We start from the raw sequence: 19,307 nt of genomic DNA on the forward strand, positions 1-19,307 counted from the left end.
GTTATGTTCTCTATCATATCTTCCTTTTAACAGTCTTGATATAGTCCTGACATTCCTCATTTTCTTTATTGTCGATAGGTATTTGACATGAGTTTTTCTCAAGATGTTTGGCAGCGTAATTTAAATTTATATCAAAAAACGTTAGATCTACCTTTTAATCAAGAGCTTGCTCAAGGGACGTTAAGCAAAGACGTCTTTTGTCATTATGTGATTCAAGATGCACATTACCTTGTTGCTTATGGTCGAGCTTTGGCGGTATGTGGTGCAAAAGCATTTGAAGCAGATGACATCATTCAATTCACGCAAGGGGCTAAAGAAGCCATTGTCGTTGAACGCAGTTTACATGATGGTTTTATGCAAGATTTTGGCATTACCAAACAACAATTTGAAACAACACCTTTAACTTTGGCTTGCCATCATTACACCTCATTTTTAACCGCAACAGCTTGGTCTGAAAGCTATCCTGTAGTTTTGGCTTCACTGCTCCCTTGCTTTTGGATTTATGCTGAAGTTGGTAAAGATATTGTGAGCAAATCAATTCCAAATAACCCATATCAAGCTTGGGTCGATACTTATTCAGGTGAAGAGTTTAATGAGGCTGTCCGCAATGTACTGGCAACCATTGATAAAGTTGCAGAGCGTTGTGATGCTGATACCATTGAGAAAATGCATCAAGCTTATACCAAAGGTGCTGAATTAGAATGGTTGTTTTGGGATGGTGCTTATCATCAAAGACAATGGCTAGGGCTTTCTCAACCATAATTGAGATGAATCAATTAATTTAGACTTGTGTATTCTACTTCTTGCATCACACCTTTTATTTCTCTTATAGAAATCATTCAAAGTGTAGATAGTACATGGTGCAAGAAGTTTCCGATCTTTGAGTATTTGAGTCTTTATCGTTTTCTTTAAATTGATGCTTCTATATAAATAATTCATTCGAAAAATTTACTGTTGAATGAATTACTGCGAAAAATTTACTGCTGAAAAATTTGCCATTCATAAATCAATCCAGCTGCAGCTACGATCCAACAAAGCGTTGCTAGACCTAAACAAGACCACATGGACATCTTTGTCGCTAACGCATAGACCATGATTAAATAAAGAGCATATGGAATTAAAGACCACAAGCCAAATAAAGCCGTTTTACGCAACGCCTCTGCGCCTTGCTGTTGTGACACAATGACATGGGCAATTAATGCAAAAGTAGGAAAGAGTGGCACTAAGCCAGCAATATAAAATGCTTTGCTTTTTGAAAGTATCGAAATAAGAATAACGACCGCTGCCCCTAAAATACATTTTAAAAACAAAGACAGCATAAAGCACTCAAATTTAGATTTTCTAAAAAATGTTAGTTTACGCTGATTCATTTCTTTTAAAAGATCTGATCTGCATAAAAGCGAATCACGCTTTAGTAGCTTACGTGAATATCAATGATCTCCTTTTATTCTCTAATAATAAATTCAAAGGTTTATGTAAAAATTGTATTGATTTAAAACTGGACTTTCAGTATTAAATCACGCATTATAAACGATAATGATTATCATTTATAATGCGTGATTTTGTTTGAGAGGGATAACAATGCAACTAGAAAATATGGGAACAGAAGCCATCCGTGCATTTTTCACCTTACAATGCTGTTGGCTGAATAGCGAAGAAATTTACTTAGAAAAAGGCTGTGAACATTGTGGTTCTGCTGCCACATATTTAATTTACTTTACCAACCAACACATCCAAAAATTAATGTTAGCCTTCATTCAAAAATACAATTGTTATCTATCCAAACAATTAGATTTGCTTGACTTACCAGACTTTGAAAAAAGCTATAACGACTTTCTACAAATTATGGAAAATGAAGTTAATTTTTATGCACGAAAGCATCATGAAATTCCACGTACATTGGCTTTCGAAGAAATAGACTCTATTTTTGAACGTTCATTCCGCATGGCATGCTAAATAACGATTGAGCATACATTCATGATGAAATGGTTTTTTATTTAGATGATTTGTTTAAGTCATTAAATAAAATTCACGACCATTAAAGTCACTAAAGCTGGCAGGGCTTGAATATATAGAATCTTTTTACTGGCGGTCATGGCACCGTAAAGCCCTGCAACCAATACACAGCCTAAAAAGAAATTGGCCAGTTGAATTGCAAACGGCATTGCTGCAAAGAGTGACCAAATTAAACCTGCAGCTAAAAATCCATTATATAAACCTTGATTCTGTGCCAAAACTTTGGTTAATGCTGCCTTTTCAGAATTATTACCAAAGGCTTTCATTCCCATCGGTTTGTCCCACAGGAACATTTCTAAAATAAGAAAGTAAATATGCAAAATGGCAATAAAAGCGATAAGAACTTTGGCAATGATCATTTTAATTTTCCAAATTATTTAATTTTTTGACTCTATACACAGCGTTCAGGATCATAAAATCTGCCATGTCACTCATCATCGAAGTATTCTTTTTACAGCATTAAATTTATCTTAAAAATGCAAATTTCAACAGAAAAATTTCTGACTTGTCACTACACAAAAACCTCGATACAGTGAGATTCTTAACAAATTCATCAATCCGACACAAAATGTCGTTAAAAAACGATTTAATACAGCTTGAACAAATTTAAATCGCTATCATATATAACCTTCAATTTGCACAATACCGAGAAAGTTTTATGAGCCAAAGTCATATCCGTATTCGAGGCGCACGTACCCATAACTTAAAAAATGTGTCCCTCGATATTCCACGCGATAAATTCGTGGTCATTACGGGACTCTCAGGCTCTGGTAAATCTTCCCTTGCCTTTGATACTTTATATGCAGAAGGACAACGTCGCTATGTAGAATCGTTGTCTGCCTACGCACGCCAATTTTTATCGCAAATGGAAAAACCTGAAGTAGATTCCATTGAAGGTTTAAGTCCTGCTATTGCGATTGAACAAAAATCGACAAGTCATAACCCTCGTTCAACAGTGGGAACGATTACTGAAATTTACGATTATTTACGTCTACTCTATGCTCGTGTTGGTACGCCTTATTGCCCTGAACATGATTTGCCAATGGTGGCGCAAACCATTTCGGAAATGGTCGATGCGGTTAAAGGCTTGGAAGAAGGCACCGCTTTAATGTTGCTCGCACCCGTCGTGCGTGAACGTAAAGGCGAATACACCAATCTTTTTGAACAATTGCAAAGCCAAGGTTTTGTCCGTGCTCGTGTCGATGGTGAAGTCATTGATATTGATACACCACCTGAACTCGATAAAAAGAAAAAGCACACCATTGAAGTGGTCGTTGACCGTTTTAAAGTCCGTGATGATTTGGGCAATCGTATTGCTGAAAGTTTTGAAACAGCATTACGCTTAGGCAGTGATATTGCGACATTATCGTGGATGAATGGCGAACAAAGCGATCGTACATTCTCGGCAAAACACTCCTGCCCTGAATGTGAACGTGCTGTCGGTGAACTTGAACCACGCCTATTTTCCTTCAACAATCCATTCGGGGCTTGCCCTGTCTGTGATGGTTTAGGTACACGCAGTCATTTCAGTTCAGAAAAATTGATTCCTAGCCCTGATGTTTCCATCAGTCAAGGTGCCATTCGTGGTTGGGACAGACAACGTCCGTATTACTACAGCATGATTGAAAAAGTGGCTGAACATTTTGGCTTTTCTTTAGATACGCCATGGAATGAACTCGATGCTGATACCAAAAAGAAATTCCTTTACGGTACAGGCAAAGACAAAGTTGATTTAAGTTATATCGATGAGCGTGGTCGTTCACATAAGCGTGTGCAAGCTTTTGAAGGAATCTTGCCTCATTTAGAACGTCGTTACCGTGAAACCGAATCAAATTATGTCCGTGAAGATTTAGCCCAATATTTATCCAATGCAGCTTGCGATGCCTGTGATGGTTCACGCCTGAATGAAATCTCACGTAATGTAAAAATCTTAGACAAGACCATTGCTCAAATCACCAAGATGTCGATTGGTGATGCCGAACAATATTATCAAGACTTACAACTTGAAGGTGCCAAAGGTGAAATTGGCGATAAAATCTTTAAAGAAATTCGTGAGCGTCTACACTTCCTTGTTTCTGTTGGATTGAATTATTTAAGCTTATCCCGTTCTGCTGAAACCCTTTCAGGGGGTGAAGCACAACGTATCCGCTTGGCTTCGCAAATTGGTGCAGGCTTAATGGGCGTGATGTACGTGCTTGATGAACCATCAATTGGTTTACATCAACGTGATAACGACCGTTTGCTTGAAACTTTAGTTCGTTTACGTGACTTGGGCAATACCGTTTTAGTGGTTGAACATGATGAAGATGCCATTCGAGCTGCCGATCATATTATTGATATTGGTCCTGGTGCAGGGATTCATGGCGGTCATATTATTGCCGAAGGAACCTATGAAGAAATTTTGGCAAATCCCAATTCACTTACGGGTCAATATCTCTCAGGCAAGTTAAAAATTGCAGTACCGAAAGTTCGTACTCAGCCACCAAAGCCTGAAGAGCAAATTAAGCTGATGGGTGCAAGTGGCCATAACTTAAGAAATGTCGATTTGACCATTCCTTTGGGCATTATGACCTGTGTCACAGGGGTTTCGGGTTCAGGTAAATCTACGTTGATTAACCGTACCTTGTTACCGCTTGCAGCGACGCAATTGAATGGTGCAACCACGCTGACTGCTGAAAAATTTGATTCGATTGATGGCTTACAATTCCTAGATAAAGTCGTGGATATTGACCAAAGCCCGATTGGACGTACACCTCGTTCGAATCCTGCAACGTATACAGGTTTGTTTACACCCATTCGTGAACTTTTTGCGCAAACACCTGAAGCCAAAGCCCGTGGTTATGCTGCAGGTCGTTTCTCGTTTAACGTGAAAGGTGGTCGTTGTGAAGCCTGTGAAGGCGACGGCATGATTAAAGTGGCGATGCACTTCTTACCTGATATGTATGTGCCTTGCGATTCTTGTCATGGTGATCGTTATAACCGTGAAACTTTAGAAGTTGGCTATAAAGGCAAAAACATTTCTGATGTTTTGGGTATGACCGTTGAAGATGCGATGTATTTCTTTGAAGCCATTCCTGTGATTCACCGTCGTTTAGAAACCTTAACTCAAGTCGGTTTGGGCTATATACGTTTGGGTCAATCTGCAACCACGCTTTCAGGTGGTGAAGCACAGCGTGTGAAATTGGCACGTGAATTGGCGAAGCGTGATACGGGTAAAACCTTATATGTCTTGGATGAACCAACTACAGGTTTGCATTTCCATGACATTGCAAAGCTTTTGGATATTCTTCATGAGCTCCGTAATAAGGGAAATACCATTGTGGTCATTGAGCACAATTTGGATGTGGTGAAAACTGCCGATTGGGTGATTGATTTAGGCCCTGAAGGTGGTGCAGGCGGTGGTATGATTATTGCTGAAGGTACACCTGAAGACGTGGTGAAGTCTAAAGTTTCACATACAGCGAAGTTTTTGAAGGCGTTGTTGAAGTAATTTAGAGAAAGGGCTCATAAGAGCCCTTTCTTTTTAAAATTTTCTATCACAAATTCAATATTCTGCTGCTGAAATGAATCTGTGCTAACAGAGAGTTTATCGAATAAAATTGCTTCAATATGCTGCTTTATTAAAGGCGTTAAAGTTGAATCTATTTTTTGCTCTAATATAACTGTCATCAACTCTCCTTTGGTTAATGCTTTTAACTCCAAGTCAGCTGTTGACTGAATAAAAATAAAATCATCCCAATCTTTTTGAGTAGCATACTGTAATACTAATTTAGCCTTATTTTTTATATTTTTATCTAAAACATATACCTTCAAAACATCAAATAAAGAAGGTAATCCTGTTAATGAATAATGTAGCTTCTGACGTTTGATATACCAATGAAATAAATTATCATTCTTATAGCCAAAATGTGTAGCATTCTCCAAAACTTGATTATAATTTTCCTTCATTCTACTAATAAGCAAGGCTATTACTTTTGTTTTTAATTGTTTAGAAAGGTCATTACGACCAAATTTTTTAAGAAGAAAACAATGGAAATTTAGATTTTCTAAATCATTAAATGTGATTGACTCTGAGGATTTTTCAAATAAATAATCACAGTAGTCTTGATCTACATTCAAGTTTCTCCATTGATTCATTAAGGTTTGGAGTTCTTCTTTTATCAAATTATTTTTTTCTGAAATTAAATCTGAGTTTGCCAATTGTTTAAGCTCTTTAAAATCTAACGAACCCTTCTGTTCAAACCACTTTTTAAACTCAAATAACCATTGGTCTGGATCGATAACAAATTGATATGACACTTTACTAAGCCGATTTAGTACTATAAATTTTGTGCCCTGTAACTCATCATTTTCAATTCCATTCATTAATTTGATTGCATTTTCAATCGTAAAATCTTTCCACCCTACATTTGAACTTTCGCCATAATCATCAATAAAATATCCTTGTAAAATTCGAATCAAAATAATTTTTTCTGTTGAATAAGCAACTATGTCGGGTAATTCTGCTCTAAATTGCTTATACAACCTTATGACTTTTTGAAAAAACCTAAAATTATGAATCTTTAATTCATCAGCAAATTTCACCATTAAGTCTACTAATTGTTTATCTATATCTTTTGTATTTTCACGAATCAAAGGTTCAACTGAGTTAATAATAATGGTTTCATCAATCAATTTTTCTTTATATTCAGAATATTTTTCTTTGTTCTTATCCTCAGTTTTACTCTCATCTAAAATTAAAATAATCTGGCAATTTTTTTCTAGTTTGAGTTGGTTTGCCAAACCCATAACATCTTTAATATCAAGTTTATTCGACATTCGCTCAAAGTCATCGAAACAAATAACTGCGTCTTTAACCTGATTGAACATTAAACTGTCAAAAACTTTAGCAGAGGCATTGATGCCAAATTGTGAAATTTTTGTGTCTTTCAAAATTGATGGCAAACCTCGAATCCAACGAGGAATCTCAATACTGGAATGATTATTTTCAATATTGCTATAAATATGGGTTTTCAAATCACCAAGAGACTCTAAACCAAAGAGCGAAACATAAACATATTTATTTTTAGAAGGATAATCCTCTCTAAACTTATTCCAAAAATAAGTCTTACCGACACCCCACGAACCTGTAATTGCAATTGCTGTACCCATTTTTTCTTCTTTAATATTCTTTTCTAAAGCATCTTTAAGGCGCTTTCTTTTTTCTTGAATACCCATATTGTCTAAAACACAATTAATTTAGTTCGATCACTATCAAAACAAATACTATTCAAACTTTCAATCACTTATTCTAAAAATGCTTTGCATAAACCGACTAGACCATTTCACTTTCTTAAGTCGTAAGTTTAAATAAAAACGCCCAATGAAATTCATTAGACGCTAACTAAATAAAGACAATATTTGTACAGCAAAATACTATTTTTGCTTAGTGACTTGTAACTATTTTATCTGTCGTTTGCTTATAACTCTTACGAATCATGAGAATGCAAATAAAAGCGATCACTAACGGTATAGCCAAACTCATAAAGTAGCCTTGAATACCGAAACTAGCCAAAATAAGACCTCCTATTGCTGAACCTATAATAGCTCCAAATCGTCCCATCCCGATTGCCCAACCAATCGCTGTAGCCCGAACTTCAGTCGGATATGATGCAACTACTAAATAATTTAAGGCTAACTGCTGTCCACCTATTCCAAAACCTGCACAAGCAATTAATACAAATATAAGCCCCCACTGCTGGCTTTGAATGGTTAAACCTAAAGCAATCGCAATCGCTATACCGCAGATGAACATAAAAGAAAGTATTTTGACAGTATTTAACTTTGGTAGAAAATAAGCCAAAGGAATTGCAAAAACAATAAACGCTGCATTCACAGTGACAGAAGCGTAAGGAGCATTACTCGGATCTAATCCTGCTTGTTTTAAAATGGTCGGTAACCACGAAAGCAACATAAACCAAGCGACCCAATTGAAAAAGTATGTTCCCCATACGCCAATGGTTGTTTTAGCTAAACCCTGTTGAAATAAAATAGATAGCTTTGCAGTTTTTTCTTTAGATTCGGTAGTTGAGTGAAAGTTATTTTCATCCAAGTGAATTTTTTCTGCCGAGATCTTATTCAAAATCTTTTCGATTGTCTGTTTATTCAATGCCGTTGGTTTTTGGCGTAAATACTCCAAAGATTCAGGTAAAACAAAGAAAAGAATCACTAAAAAGAGCAAAGGAACGACGCCACCAATAATATAAATACTTTGCCATCCCCATATAGGCATAATTTTGGCTGCCAATAAACCACCTAACATTGCTCCCGCGGGCAAAGCCAATAATACACCTGTTGTTACAAGTCCTTTATAACGCTTTGGAGAGTATTCAGCCGCCAAAGCAAGTAATACAGGTGTCGCTCCCCCCATGCCTAAACCTGCAATAACCCTAAGAATAAAAATATGATTTAGGTGAGTTACAAAAGCAGTGAATAAGGTTGATATAGCAAAAATAAAGATACACAGAATTAATGTTTTTCTTCGCCCTAGCTTATCACCCAATATTCCTAAACACATTGCACCAATCGTCATACCAATAATTCCAGCCGTTAAAACTGGTGCTAAGGCTTTTGCTTCTAATTGAAAAGCATCAATAATTGCTGGGGCTGTGAAGGCAACGGCTTGAGTATCAAAACCATCAAAAAGTGCAATAAAAAAGCACAATAGAATAATTAACCACTGATATCCTGATATTTTTCGATCAATAATTGATGAAATTTGATTATTTGGACTCTCCATATCCTTGATTCTTACCTAATCTTGAAAATAATTATTTTGGATGAGATCAAGTAAAATACAACTATCATTAAGGTATATGTACATACCTTTGTGCATTATTTTCAGCTTAATAACACAATAACCAATTTTTTGAATAAATAATAAATCGGAAATATTAACCTTTACCCTGCCACAACATTTTTGCCTTGGGCCTTTGCCTTAAATAAAGACTTATCTGCCTTTTCAAGCAAAGCAATCCAATTTTCTGCCCCCACTGCCACACCAATACTGACAGATACTGTTAATTTTTGATCTGATTCAGGAAGCTGAAAATCAAGAGCCGAAATAGATTCACGAATTTTTTCAGCAGAAATTAAAGCTTGTTCGAATCCAATTTGATCAATCACCACCAAAAACTCATCACCACCAAAACGAATAATTAAATCTGTACTACGTACATTTTCTTTTAGACTTTCTGCGACAGAAACAATAACGCTATCACCAAAAATATGACCATACTGATCATTCACACGCTTAAAATTATCAATATCAATAATAATTAAACTAAGATAATCAAAATGTTGTGGGAGATACTCTACCGTTTTTAAATACTCATCTAAAAACAACCGATTTGATACGCCTGTTAATTTATCAGTATTGGCAATATTTTTTAATTGAAATTCAAAAGCATCACGTTGCTTCAACATATTTTGCAATTTTTGCATCGCATCATATAAAGAGTAAGTTTCTTGATTCTTACGAACTGCAATATCAGTATGATCTCGTGCATTGGCATAAGACAATTCTACAATCATATTTCTTGCTTGAATCAAAGGTGCAAAAACCTTGCGTTGTGCATAAATCATGGTAAATAAAGCAGCCATTAAAGAAATAATGGAGACCAATAAGGTCACTAAAAACTTTTGTTGAGCGATGTTTTGCTCTGCTTTTGCAACTTGAACACTAGATTCTAAAAGATATTTTTGTAGATTAATCACAGTTAAAAATTTATTAGAAACTGCATCTGTTAACTGTGTGCCTGTTAAATAATAAGGCTGATGGTGACGACTTTCATCAATCAAACGCATAATAATCGGTAAGCCTTGATCAATAAATTCTGTTTTGACTTGCTGATGTAACTGAATAAATTCAGGTGTCTTATCTTGCTCAGGTTGAATCGTATTCACCAAATCCCAAAGATATCGAACTTGCTTTTGAGTCTGTAAAGAACGTGCAATATTGTCGCTAGGTTGCGGTTCTGAAAATGACAAATATGCCATGACATTAGAAGCGACTCGCCCAGCTTGATCACGTAAATCTGCGAGAATCAAAATTTGCGTGTAATAGTTCGCCACGGAACTGTCTTTATTTTGTGACTGCATCACAACATTTTTTAATAGCTCATGACTACTGTCCCAAGCTTGAAACATCTTTAAAATAGCATCATCTAACTGTTTAGACTGACGTTCTTTAAAAGGTGTTTGAATATATTGATCAATACTTTGACGACCAAGACTCAAACTTTGAACTAAATCACTTTTTAATTCGCGTGTTAGCCCCGTAAAACCTGCTTGCTTTAATGTCTGAAAGGTAGATGCAATTTGCTGATCAACTTGTTTGCGATATTCTTTTAGATCTTGAAGGTTTTTTTGTCGTTCTTTAGGCGAACTCGACATTGCTTTATTGGATGGACCACGTTCTCTTGATATTTTATTGGCAAGGTCAGCAACAGCCCCTAGACTTTGAATTTCAATTAATGCGTGTTGTGCTTTTACATATTCTTTATAACTACTTACAATCAATGGAATAGAAATACACAATAATGACAACACAATAATCAGCATTGAAACCAATAAACGTTTACTGATTTGTTCAGAACGTAATTTTAACATCCGCTATACGCTCTCCAGTAAAACACTTATGTTCAAAAACTCTTAAATTTACATAAATTACATCAACTTAGTATCTAAAAAAACATCCATAGAAACAATTATACTAAATGCTATATTCATTATTTTTATAGAACACTACAGATACAATGTAAATGACTGTTTACATAATGTCCATGTTTGAATCAATTATGTTTTAAGAATTGTGATAAACCTAATCAAATCTATCGAGATCTTTATAAAATCAATTTCTATTAACAAAAAACACTCAATACTCTACAAAATCACTATTAAGATTAATTTTAATTGTTTTACTTATATTTAGATTTACTACATAATAATCATATAAGGTAAAGAGTCTTTTGAAGTTCAAGATACTTATACTTTAACTCAACACCTAGGATGTTTTTTCTCACAAGACTCTAAACATCCTTTTCGGGCCCAGTCATGTACCCCAATCGACTGGGCTTCTTTTTATCTATTGATCACTTTCCTATCAATCCTATTTCATCTTGGTATCTATAAAAATGCATATCAAAATATTTTATAAATAGTAAAAAATACCCAACTTATCTAATACATCCAATGTCAGTTGTTTACGCTCGGCAATATCAGCATCACGATTCATTTGCATATTTAAGCAAAAGGCAACGACTCTACCATCTGCTTTTTTAACCCAACCCGTATACCAACCCACTTGAGGATCAACATCTGTTGCCCAACCACTTTTGGCATAAAGCTGAGTATCACCACGGCGCTCAATATAGAGCATATCTTTGACTTGTTTTTGTACGTTCTGGTCAAAAGGAAGTTGTTCTGTTGCCAATTGATATGCAAATTTGGCTTCTTGCTCAGGCGTAATTTTTAAAGGTCCAAGCAACCAAAATTTATCAATTCGAGTACCTATATCCTGATTACCATAAGCAACTCGTTGCACTTCTTTTTGCATTAAAGTTAAACCAATGCGTTTCGCCAATTCTTGATAAACAGGGACAGCAGAAAGTCGCATTGCCTCTGCTAAAGTCATGTCTTTTTCCCACATTGGAAATGCTCTAGGTTGACCATCCCATTTAAAAACTTCATTAGTGCTGGTTTTATGATGTTGTAAACCAATCAGTGCATTAAGCATTTTAAATGTAGAAGCAGGTACATAGGCTTGTTGCGCACGGGTTAAATCATTGCCATATATCTGTGTCGATTGACCGTCATATACAATAAAGACAGCCTTTGTTTTTGCTTCATCAAATAACAGAGGAATTTCATTGATACGTTTAGAATCATATTGCATAGACTGTTTTTTAGGCTCTTCTCTCTTCTGTTCTTGTACCTTTTGTGTTGAGGTTACACATCCCACAAAGCTCAATGACATAAGGCTAAAAACAATCAGCAACGTGTTTATCTTCATAAGATCTATTCCATCTTTCACTGCATTTTCAATTCATTATAATAAGATGATTGAGGGATCTATCTGTTTGCTTTTTTTAATTTTAGAAATTCGATCCTAAAGTTGTAAGAATTTATTTACACACGCAACAAATAAGTGCATAATGCACCTCATTAGGGCACTTTAGAATCGATCCTCAGCAGGATTTCTAATTTTCTCGAAGATTTTGGCGAAAAATCTCAGTTTTCTTGTAAAACTGGGATTTTTTTTATGGTTTTTTTATTTAATAGGCAAAATATCGCACCAATAAAGTGCATCTTGTTTCATAAAAATAACACTCCATTCGCATCAATCAGATATTAAGTTCAAATTTAAACTTTAAAAATAGACTATTTCTCAGCAAGTGCACTTTTAAAAAGTGATATTTGCAATCAAAGAATAAATCCAGTTATAAACTCTTCAAATCTAAAGGCAAAATTTAAATAAAAAAAAAGCCCAACCTTGGGGAAAGTTGGGCATAGAAACCAAATATTGGTTGAATCAATGATTCTTAAATGAATCACATTCAATAGAAATATTATGTGAAAAAGATCAAATTATGTAAAGTCGATTAATTTGATCAGATTTGATATATCCATCATATTAACCAATAAACTCAATAATAATCACAAAATAGTCAATCAAACAGATTAAAAACACCAAAACAATAAAAAACATGTTTTAGATTGATTAAAAACAACAGTTACATTGTTATACAATTGTAAGATCAGCTGTTTTTTACAGCTAAATAAATCAGTATTTCCGATTAAATTTTAAATATTTAACTATTAATGTAATCACAGATATTCATCATATTGTCTTAATTTTCGTCTTTTTCCCACTTTTTCTATTCTTTATTTACTTGTTCTGATTCATCTTTTTTAAGAGTTGACGCATATAATTCAAGTGATCACTTTATATCCAATAGTCTATTTATGCTAAAAATTCAAAATTATAATGTCCTTAAACTTCATTGACTTAATATATTGTTACAATACAATGCGGTGTGTTTAACCCCATTTTAACCTATGGAAATGATTATGAAAAAACTCGGTTTAGCCACTGCTTTATTATTAGCCATGACCGGTGCGCAAGCGTATCAATTCGAAGTACAAGGTCAATCTGAGTACATCGATAATACAGTAAACGAAAAAAACTTTACTGGCGCTGTTCAGGGTACTTATTACCTCAAAAATGTAGATTCTTCTAAAGGTCCTTTGGCAGAAGCAGCTTTTTTAAACCAAGCATCTAACGTTTCTTTAGCTTATAACTATGGCGAATATGACGTAGGTACTGCTGATTTTATCTCACATACTTTTGGTGCTAAAGCGGAAGCTTATGTTCCAACTAAGTTTGTACCTGCATATGCAAGTGCTTCTTATAGCCACACAATCACAGATAACAAAAATGGTTTAGCTGATGACAATGGCGACCGTTTTGCATTAGAACTTGGTGCTGTTGTTGCTCCAAACTTCTTAGTTGCTCTTGGTTATACAAATGTTGCTAACCAAGTTTCTTATGATGCTTTCAACATCCTAAACAACGGTGTTGCTCAAGCTGCTTTAGAATCTGCAACAATTGGTCAAGACCAAGATGCGATTACTGCACGTGCTAAATATGTTGGCGCGATTGACGGTACAAATATGTCGATCGCTTTTGAATCTGGTATTGTTTACGGTGACAACACTGCATACCAATTAAAAACTGATTTATATTTAAACCCACAATTAAGCGTTGGCGCTTCTTACGCTGAATCTAGCTTTGCTGGTTCTCCAGACTCAGCTTGGGGCGCAAATGTAAATTACTTTATTACTCCTGCTGTTGCAGTTGGCGCTAGCTATGTAAATGCGAATGCTGAAAAAGGTTCAAACCTTGATACTGAAACTGTTGGCGTAAATGCTAAATTCCGTTTCTAATTTTTTAGAAATCGAATTCAAAAAAAGGACTCATATTTGAGTCCTTTTTTACATTTCAAAAGATTTAATTTCTGACAATATTTAAGAAATGCAAATGACGTTCATATTGATCAATAATATCTTGTAGCAAATCTTCCTGCGTCCAATCCATCACATCATAATTCTGACCGCCTTCACGTAGAAAAACTTCTGCCTGATAAAAATCATGAATATCTTGGTGTTCATCATTCAGCATGAAACTTGGTGCTGCCAGTTCCTGCGCAATCACTTTATAAATAAAGTTGATCTCATTGTGATGATCTACATTCAGTTGCAAACCATTTTCTGTTTCTTTAATCAGCACATCCAAATCACGACGTTTAAATTCGCGTTGAATACTTTCAAACGCTTGTTTAACATCTTTTTGAATATAGCATTTTACCTCTTGCTGAGCATGCGGATAATGCATAATCAAGCCCAAACGCTGTTGCCAACTTCTTGGGTTTTGTACTGCCCGTGGTGTAATTCGTGCAACTTGCAAAGCATTCATTTTAATCACATCTAAGCGTAAAGCTTTGAGTAAACCCCAGCACAGTAACAACATAATAAAAGTAAACGGCAATGCACTCATCATGGTTGCGGATTGCAAGGCGCTCAAACCACCGACCATCAACAAGATAATCGATAAGATTGCCATTAAAGCAGTCCAAAACAGGCGTTGCCAAGTTGGAGAGTTTTCAGATTTAGCCGTTAAATAATCTGTGACTAAAGCCCCTGAATCTGCTGAAGTGACAAAAAATAAAATAACCAAAACTGTCGCAATCAGGCTAGAAATACCTGCAAATGGTAAATGTGTTAAAAACTCAAAGAGCGCAACCGATGAATCTTTTTGTACAGCAGTGATTAACCCTGTTTGACCTTGTTCGAGAATGCTATATAACGCAGCATTACCCATAAAGCCCATCCAAATCAGAGTAAAACCCGTCGGAATCAGTAATACACCCACAATAAATTCACGAATAGTACGACCACGTGAAACACGTGCGATGAACATTCCAACAAAAGGTGACCATGAAATCCACCATGCCCAATACATAATTGTCCAACCACCGATCCAGCCATTCGGTTGATAAGCATACAAGTTAAACGTCATGCTAAATAAGTTGGACATGTATTGCCCTGCATTTTGAATGGTGGTTTGCAGGATATAAATACTAGAACTGGCGAAGAATACAAATGCTAAAAGGACTAAAGCTAAAATCAAATTCAGTTCCGAAAGCCGCTTAACACCCTTATCTAAACCGAGAAAAACAGATAAAGAAGCCAAGCTACTGACAAAAATAATTAAGATAATTTGCATGCTGATTGAGCTTTCCCAACCAAACAGATACGTTAAACCTGAATTGATTTGGGTCACACCAAAGCCTAAAGTCGTTGCAACACCAAATACCGTACCAATCGTGGCAAAGGTATCTACACCATCCCCCAAAGGACCATAGATTCGTTCCCCAATAATGGGATATAAACCAGAACGTACTTTTAAGGGCAAATTATATCTAAAAGCGAAATAAGCTAGGCTTAAACCCACTAATGCATAAATTGCCCAAGCATGTAAGCCCCAGTGGAAAAAAGTAATTCGCATCGCTTGTTGCGCGGCTTCAATACTTTCTGGTTCACCTGTGGGTGGGTTGACATAATGCATGACAGGTTCAGCAATACCGAAGAACATCAGTCCTATCCCCATACCTGCGGTAAAGAGCATGGCAAACCATGATCCATTTCCATATTCAGGTTGGCTATGATCGGGACCCAGTTTGATTTTCCCCATGTCAGAGATAGCAATGAAAATCAGTACAATCAGAAAAATCGCGACAGATAAAACATAGAACCAACTAAAAGAATCTGTAATCCACTGATTCATTTGGCGAGTGATTAAATCAAAGGCATTTGGTGCAATAATGACGACAGCTAAGAAAGCGACAATAATCATTACTGTACTAAAAAAAACATTTGGATTTACATTGGTAAACCAAGACGTCTTTTTGGAAGGCATAATTCCCCCATGTTTTTTTAATTAACGGACAGACCAGATGGTCAAGAAAGGCATTCACACGTGTGAATAAAGACGAACCCGGTAGAAAATCAGTTGGGTTCGGAGAAAATTATAATTTATTCCACCTTTGTCGGCAGTTTACTTCCTGTAACTTGAAATTACATATTTCAATCAGGTTTGTTAGCAATGTATTGCAATGCAATGAGTCTTGAAACAATTAATGCCAAATACATGACTCCAGAAAACATTTGAAACATTGCAATGACTCGTGCTACAGGTGAAATTGGAATTAAATCTGATAAACCCGTTGCTGATTGCAAACTAAAACTGATGAATAATAAATCTAACCATGGCTGAGAATCACCCATATGGTTCGGATTTAAAAAACTCTGTGGAATTAACATTTGGCAAATGCTGTATAAAAATGCAAAGCCCCAAGCCATTAAAGTAAACACTGCACCTGCTGCAAAGAGTTCATCTTTGGTGAGATATTTATCTGCAAACATATAACGTACTAAACCATAAGTGGCACTAAAATAGGCTGCCGCTTCAAAGCTATGTGCAATGACTTGAATCCATGTTGCGCTATATCCGATCAAAATCAGAAAGGAAAATAGACACGCGCCACTCACAAAAAATAAACCGAGCACTGTAAAAGCAGGTGTTTGACGAATCACCTTGGCAATAATTAATAAAGCCAATACACCTAAGGCCCAAGTCAAAGCTTGATAACTTCGACTTCCATTGGCAAAAACCAAGAGGATTAAAATTAGAAATTGCACCAACAATAACCATGCTGATGGGAGTAATTTAAAGCCTTTCCAAAATTCAACAACAGCACGCATTTTTTACTCAAATGTTATTCTTTTCATGTCGCCAAATTATCATAATTTAAATATTAAAAGTAAGTTTGCATCAATTTTGGATTTTAAATTCATATTTAGTTTCATGAATAAAACCTTTGATTTCACCTCTAAAAAAAAATAAATGAGCTATGAGTAACGATGTAAAAGGTCAATTGATTACAGAATATTGGAGAAACTCATCAATACATTCACACAGTTTCAATCAATACTAGGCAAGTAAAAAAACATAAATATGAAAAGGAAACTTAAATGAAATATAAAGCTGTTCTCCTTGCAACAATCTGTTCTATCGGTGTGGTTGCTTGTGGAAAAACCAGTCCTCTGCTTGAAAATAATAAAGAGTTTATTGGTCAGTGGAAAAATGAAACCAGCACACTGACCATTGAAAAGGATGGTGATGCCAAATATGTACATCATACAAAAGTTGAGAATAAAACAGCTTCAAGCGAGATTAAAGCCTCTTCAACGTCTGATATTAAAGCCACAATTACTGAGTTTGATACGCATCATTTTCAAGTTGGACAAGGTGAATTATCTCAAAACTTTACCATCACCAAAGCGCCCTACAAACAAGAAGGCAAATGGAAAGTCGTTTTGAATAATGAGGTCTATACCAAAGACTAAATATATTTCTGAATAAAAAAAGCCCCATCAATTGGGGCTTTTCTTTTTTCTAGGCTTCATTCATCACTTAGTGATCTGAAGCACCAGAGATACCAATACCTGTTTGTGAACGTACAAACTGTGCATCAAATGCTTTGCGTTCTGCTTGAGCACGTGCTGATTTATCAGTCACAGAGAAGAACCAACAGCAGAAGAATGCTAAAGGCATTGCAAAAATTGCTGGACCATTAAACGAGTTAATTGGTGTATCAGAAATTTTAAGTGTATCTACCCAAACTGCTTTAGATAAGATAATCAACGTTACCGCTGTTACCAAACCAACGACTCCACCAATCACTGCACCACGAGTGGTTAAACCTTTCCAGAACATTGAAAGAACAAGTACTGGGAAGTTTGCACATGCTGCAACAGAGAATGCTAGACCCACCATGAATGCGACGTTTTGTTTTTCAAACACGATACCCAAAATCATTGCAAAAATTGCTAGACCTAAAGTCGCGATTTTAGACATACGTAATTCAGATTCAGGTGTTGTTTGACCTTTTCTAAATACATTTGCATACAAGTCATGAGAAATTGCTGAAGCACCTGACAGTGTTAAACCGGCAACAACTGCAAGGATTGTCGCAAATGCAACTGCTGAAATGAAGCCCATGAACAAGTCGCCACCCACGGCATCTGCCAAATGAACAGCAGCCATGTTGTTACCGCCAACTAATTCTAGTTTGCCAGTCACAGCCATTTTAGCAACATCAATGAATTGTGGGTTGTTTGATACGAAAAGGATCGCACCGAAACCAATAATGAATGTTAATAAGTAGAAATAACCAATGAAACCTGTCGCAACAACCACTGATTTACGTGCTTCTTTCGCATCTTTAACGGTAAAGAAACGCATTAGAATATGTGGTAAACCCGCTGTACCAAACATTAACGCCAAACCAAGAGATAATGCATCTAATGGATTTGCTGCTAACTTACCTGGTCCCATAATGTTATGTGCTTCAGAAACGCTAATTTTATGTACTTCTGCAAATACATCAATCGCCTGAGTAAACATATTCGAGAAGCTATAACCCACTGAGTGCATGACCATGAACGCCATGAAGGTCGCACCAGAAAGCAACATCACTGCTTTAATGATCTGTACCCAAGTCGTTGCAAGCATGCCACCGAAGATCACGTAAGCCATCATTAGAAGGCCAACAATCACAACGGCTATGTTATAGTTCAAGCCAAAAAGAAGTTTAATCAGCTGACCTGCACCCACCATTTGCGCGATCAAATAGAATGCAACCACGACAAGCGAGCTTACTGCAGCAAGTGTACGAACTGGCTTTTCTTCTAAACGGAAAGATACAACGTCTGATAAGTTATATTTACCAAGATTACGTAAACGTTCAGCAACCAAGAATAATACGATTGGCCAACCGACCATGAAACCTAATGAGTATAAAAGTCCGTCAAAGCCAGAACCAAAGACCAATGCGGAAATACCCAAGAACGATGCGGCTGACATATAGTCACCTGCGATCGCCAAACCATTTTGGAAACCTGAGATCCCACCGCCGGCTGTATAGAAATCAGCTGTACTTGTAGTTTGTTTTGCAGCCCATTTGGTAATAAATAGAGTCAAGCCAACAAAAATCGCAAACATAATGATTGCGTGCCAATTGGTTGCTTGTTGTTGTGCTTCACCCAAATCAGGACCTGCAAAAGCCATCCCTGAAAGTAAAAGTGTAGAAGCCGCTACAGCATTCGTCTTTAATGAATTCCATTTCATA

14 protein-coding genes are annotated in these 19,307 nt (G+C 36.0%); 5 read left to right on the forward strand and 9 right to left on the reverse strand.

Going from position 1 to position 19,307, the window contains the following annotated elements:
• Positions 1-87: 87 nt before the first annotated feature.
• Positions 88-762, forward strand: coding sequence for a thiaminase II (tenA, locus tag B9T35_RS03730; protein WP_086189783.1), 675 nt, complete (start codon positions 88-90; stop codon positions 760-762).
• Positions 763-977: 215 nt separating this feature from the next.
• On the opposite strand, the gene B9T35_RS03735 is transcribed toward tenA, so the two are convergent.
• Entirely contained in the window at positions 978-1,319 is a 342-nt protein-coding gene (locus B9T35_RS03735) for a GlpM family protein (RefSeq protein ID WP_086189784.1), read from the reverse strand.
• A 262-nt stretch (positions 1,320-1,581) separates the two neighbouring features.
• Here B9T35_RS03735 and B9T35_RS03740 point away from each other — a divergent pair, with 262 nt between their 5' ends.
• Positions 1,582-1,956: a hypothetical protein gene (locus B9T35_RS03740; protein ID WP_086189785.1), complete on the forward strand. Its 375-nt coding sequence runs from the start codon at positions 1,582-1,584 to the stop codon at positions 1,954-1,956.
• 62 nt (positions 1,957-2,018) lie between these two features.
• Here B9T35_RS03740 and B9T35_RS03745 read toward each other — a convergent pair whose 3' ends face one another.
• The gene (locus B9T35_RS03745) at positions 2,019-2,372 is read right to left on the reverse strand and encodes a DUF1304 domain-containing protein (protein ID WP_086189922.1); all 354 of its coding nucleotides are present in this window, start codon (positions 2,370-2,372) and stop codon (positions 2,019-2,021) included.
• Between the two features lie 302 nt (positions 2,373-2,674).
• Between B9T35_RS03745 and uvrA the strand changes: the two genes are divergently transcribed.
• Positions 2,675-5,506: an excinuclease ABC subunit UvrA gene (gene uvrA, locus B9T35_RS03750; RefSeq protein ID WP_086189786.1), complete on the forward strand. Its 2,832-nt coding sequence runs from the start codon at positions 2,675-2,677 to the stop codon at positions 5,504-5,506.
• Positions 5,507-5,520: 14 nt separating this feature from the next.
• Here uvrA and B9T35_RS03755 read toward each other — a convergent pair whose 3' ends face one another.
• The 4 genes from B9T35_RS03755 to blaOXA form a co-directional block, all read right to left on the reverse strand.
• Positions 5,521-7,233 (reverse strand): P-loop NTPase fold protein, encoded by a 1,713-nt coding sequence (locus B9T35_RS03755; RefSeq protein ID WP_086189787.1) that lies wholly within the window; start codon positions 7,231-7,233, stop codon positions 5,521-5,523.
• Between the two features lie 208 nt (positions 7,234-7,441).
• Positions 7,442-8,794, reverse strand: coding sequence for an MFS transporter (locus B9T35_RS03760; RefSeq protein WP_086189788.1), 1,353 nt, complete (start codon positions 8,792-8,794; stop codon positions 7,442-7,444).
• Between the two features lie 161 nt (positions 8,795-8,955).
• Positions 8,956-10,665 (reverse strand): GGDEF domain-containing protein, encoded by a 1,710-nt coding sequence (locus tag B9T35_RS03765; protein WP_086189789.1) that lies wholly within the window; start codon positions 10,663-10,665, stop codon positions 8,956-8,958.
• 541 nt (positions 10,666-11,206) lie between these two features.
• The gene (gene blaOXA, locus B9T35_RS03770; RefSeq protein WP_086189790.1) at positions 11,207-12,067 is read right to left on the reverse strand and encodes a class D beta-lactamase; all 861 of its coding nucleotides are present in this window, start codon (positions 12,065-12,067) and stop codon (positions 11,207-11,209) included.
• Between the two features lie 1,058 nt (positions 12,068-13,125).
• Between blaOXA and omp33-36 the strand changes: the two genes are divergently transcribed.
• On the forward strand, positions 13,126-14,001 hold the full coding sequence (gene omp33-36 / locus B9T35_RS03775) for a porin Omp33-36 (protein ID WP_086189791.1): 876 nt from the start codon (positions 13,126-13,128) through the stop codon (positions 13,999-14,001).
• A gap of 64 nt (positions 14,002-14,065) precedes the next feature.
• Here omp33-36 and B9T35_RS03780 read toward each other — a convergent pair whose 3' ends face one another.
• A complete protein-coding gene (locus B9T35_RS03780) occupies positions 14,066-16,033 on the reverse strand; it encodes a BCCT family transporter (RefSeq protein ID WP_086189792.1) in 1,968 nt (655 codons plus the stop codon).
• Positions 16,034-16,200: 167 nt separating this feature from the next.
• A complete protein-coding gene (locus tag B9T35_RS03785) occupies positions 16,201-16,878 on the reverse strand; it encodes an ion channel (RefSeq protein ID WP_086189793.1) in 678 nt (225 codons plus the stop codon).
• A 270-nt stretch (positions 16,879-17,148) separates the two neighbouring features.
• Here B9T35_RS03785 and B9T35_RS03790 point away from each other — a divergent pair, with 270 nt between their 5' ends.
• Positions 17,149-17,523 (forward strand): hypothetical protein, encoded by a 375-nt coding sequence (locus tag B9T35_RS03790; protein ID WP_086189794.1) that lies wholly within the window; start codon positions 17,149-17,151, stop codon positions 17,521-17,523.
• Positions 17,524-17,590: 67 nt separating this feature from the next.
• Here the strand turns inward: B9T35_RS03790 and B9T35_RS03795 are convergent, their stop codons facing one another.
• Positions 17,591-19,306: a cation acetate symporter gene (locus B9T35_RS03795; RefSeq protein ID WP_086189923.1), complete on the reverse strand. Its 1,716-nt coding sequence runs from the start codon at positions 19,304-19,306 to the stop codon at positions 17,591-17,593.
• Between the last annotated feature and the right edge of the window lies 1 nt (position 19,307).

The organism is Acinetobacter sp. ANC 3832 (assembly GCF_002135415.1).
GTDB lineage: Bacteria > Pseudomonadota > Gammaproteobacteria > Pseudomonadales > Moraxellaceae > Acinetobacter.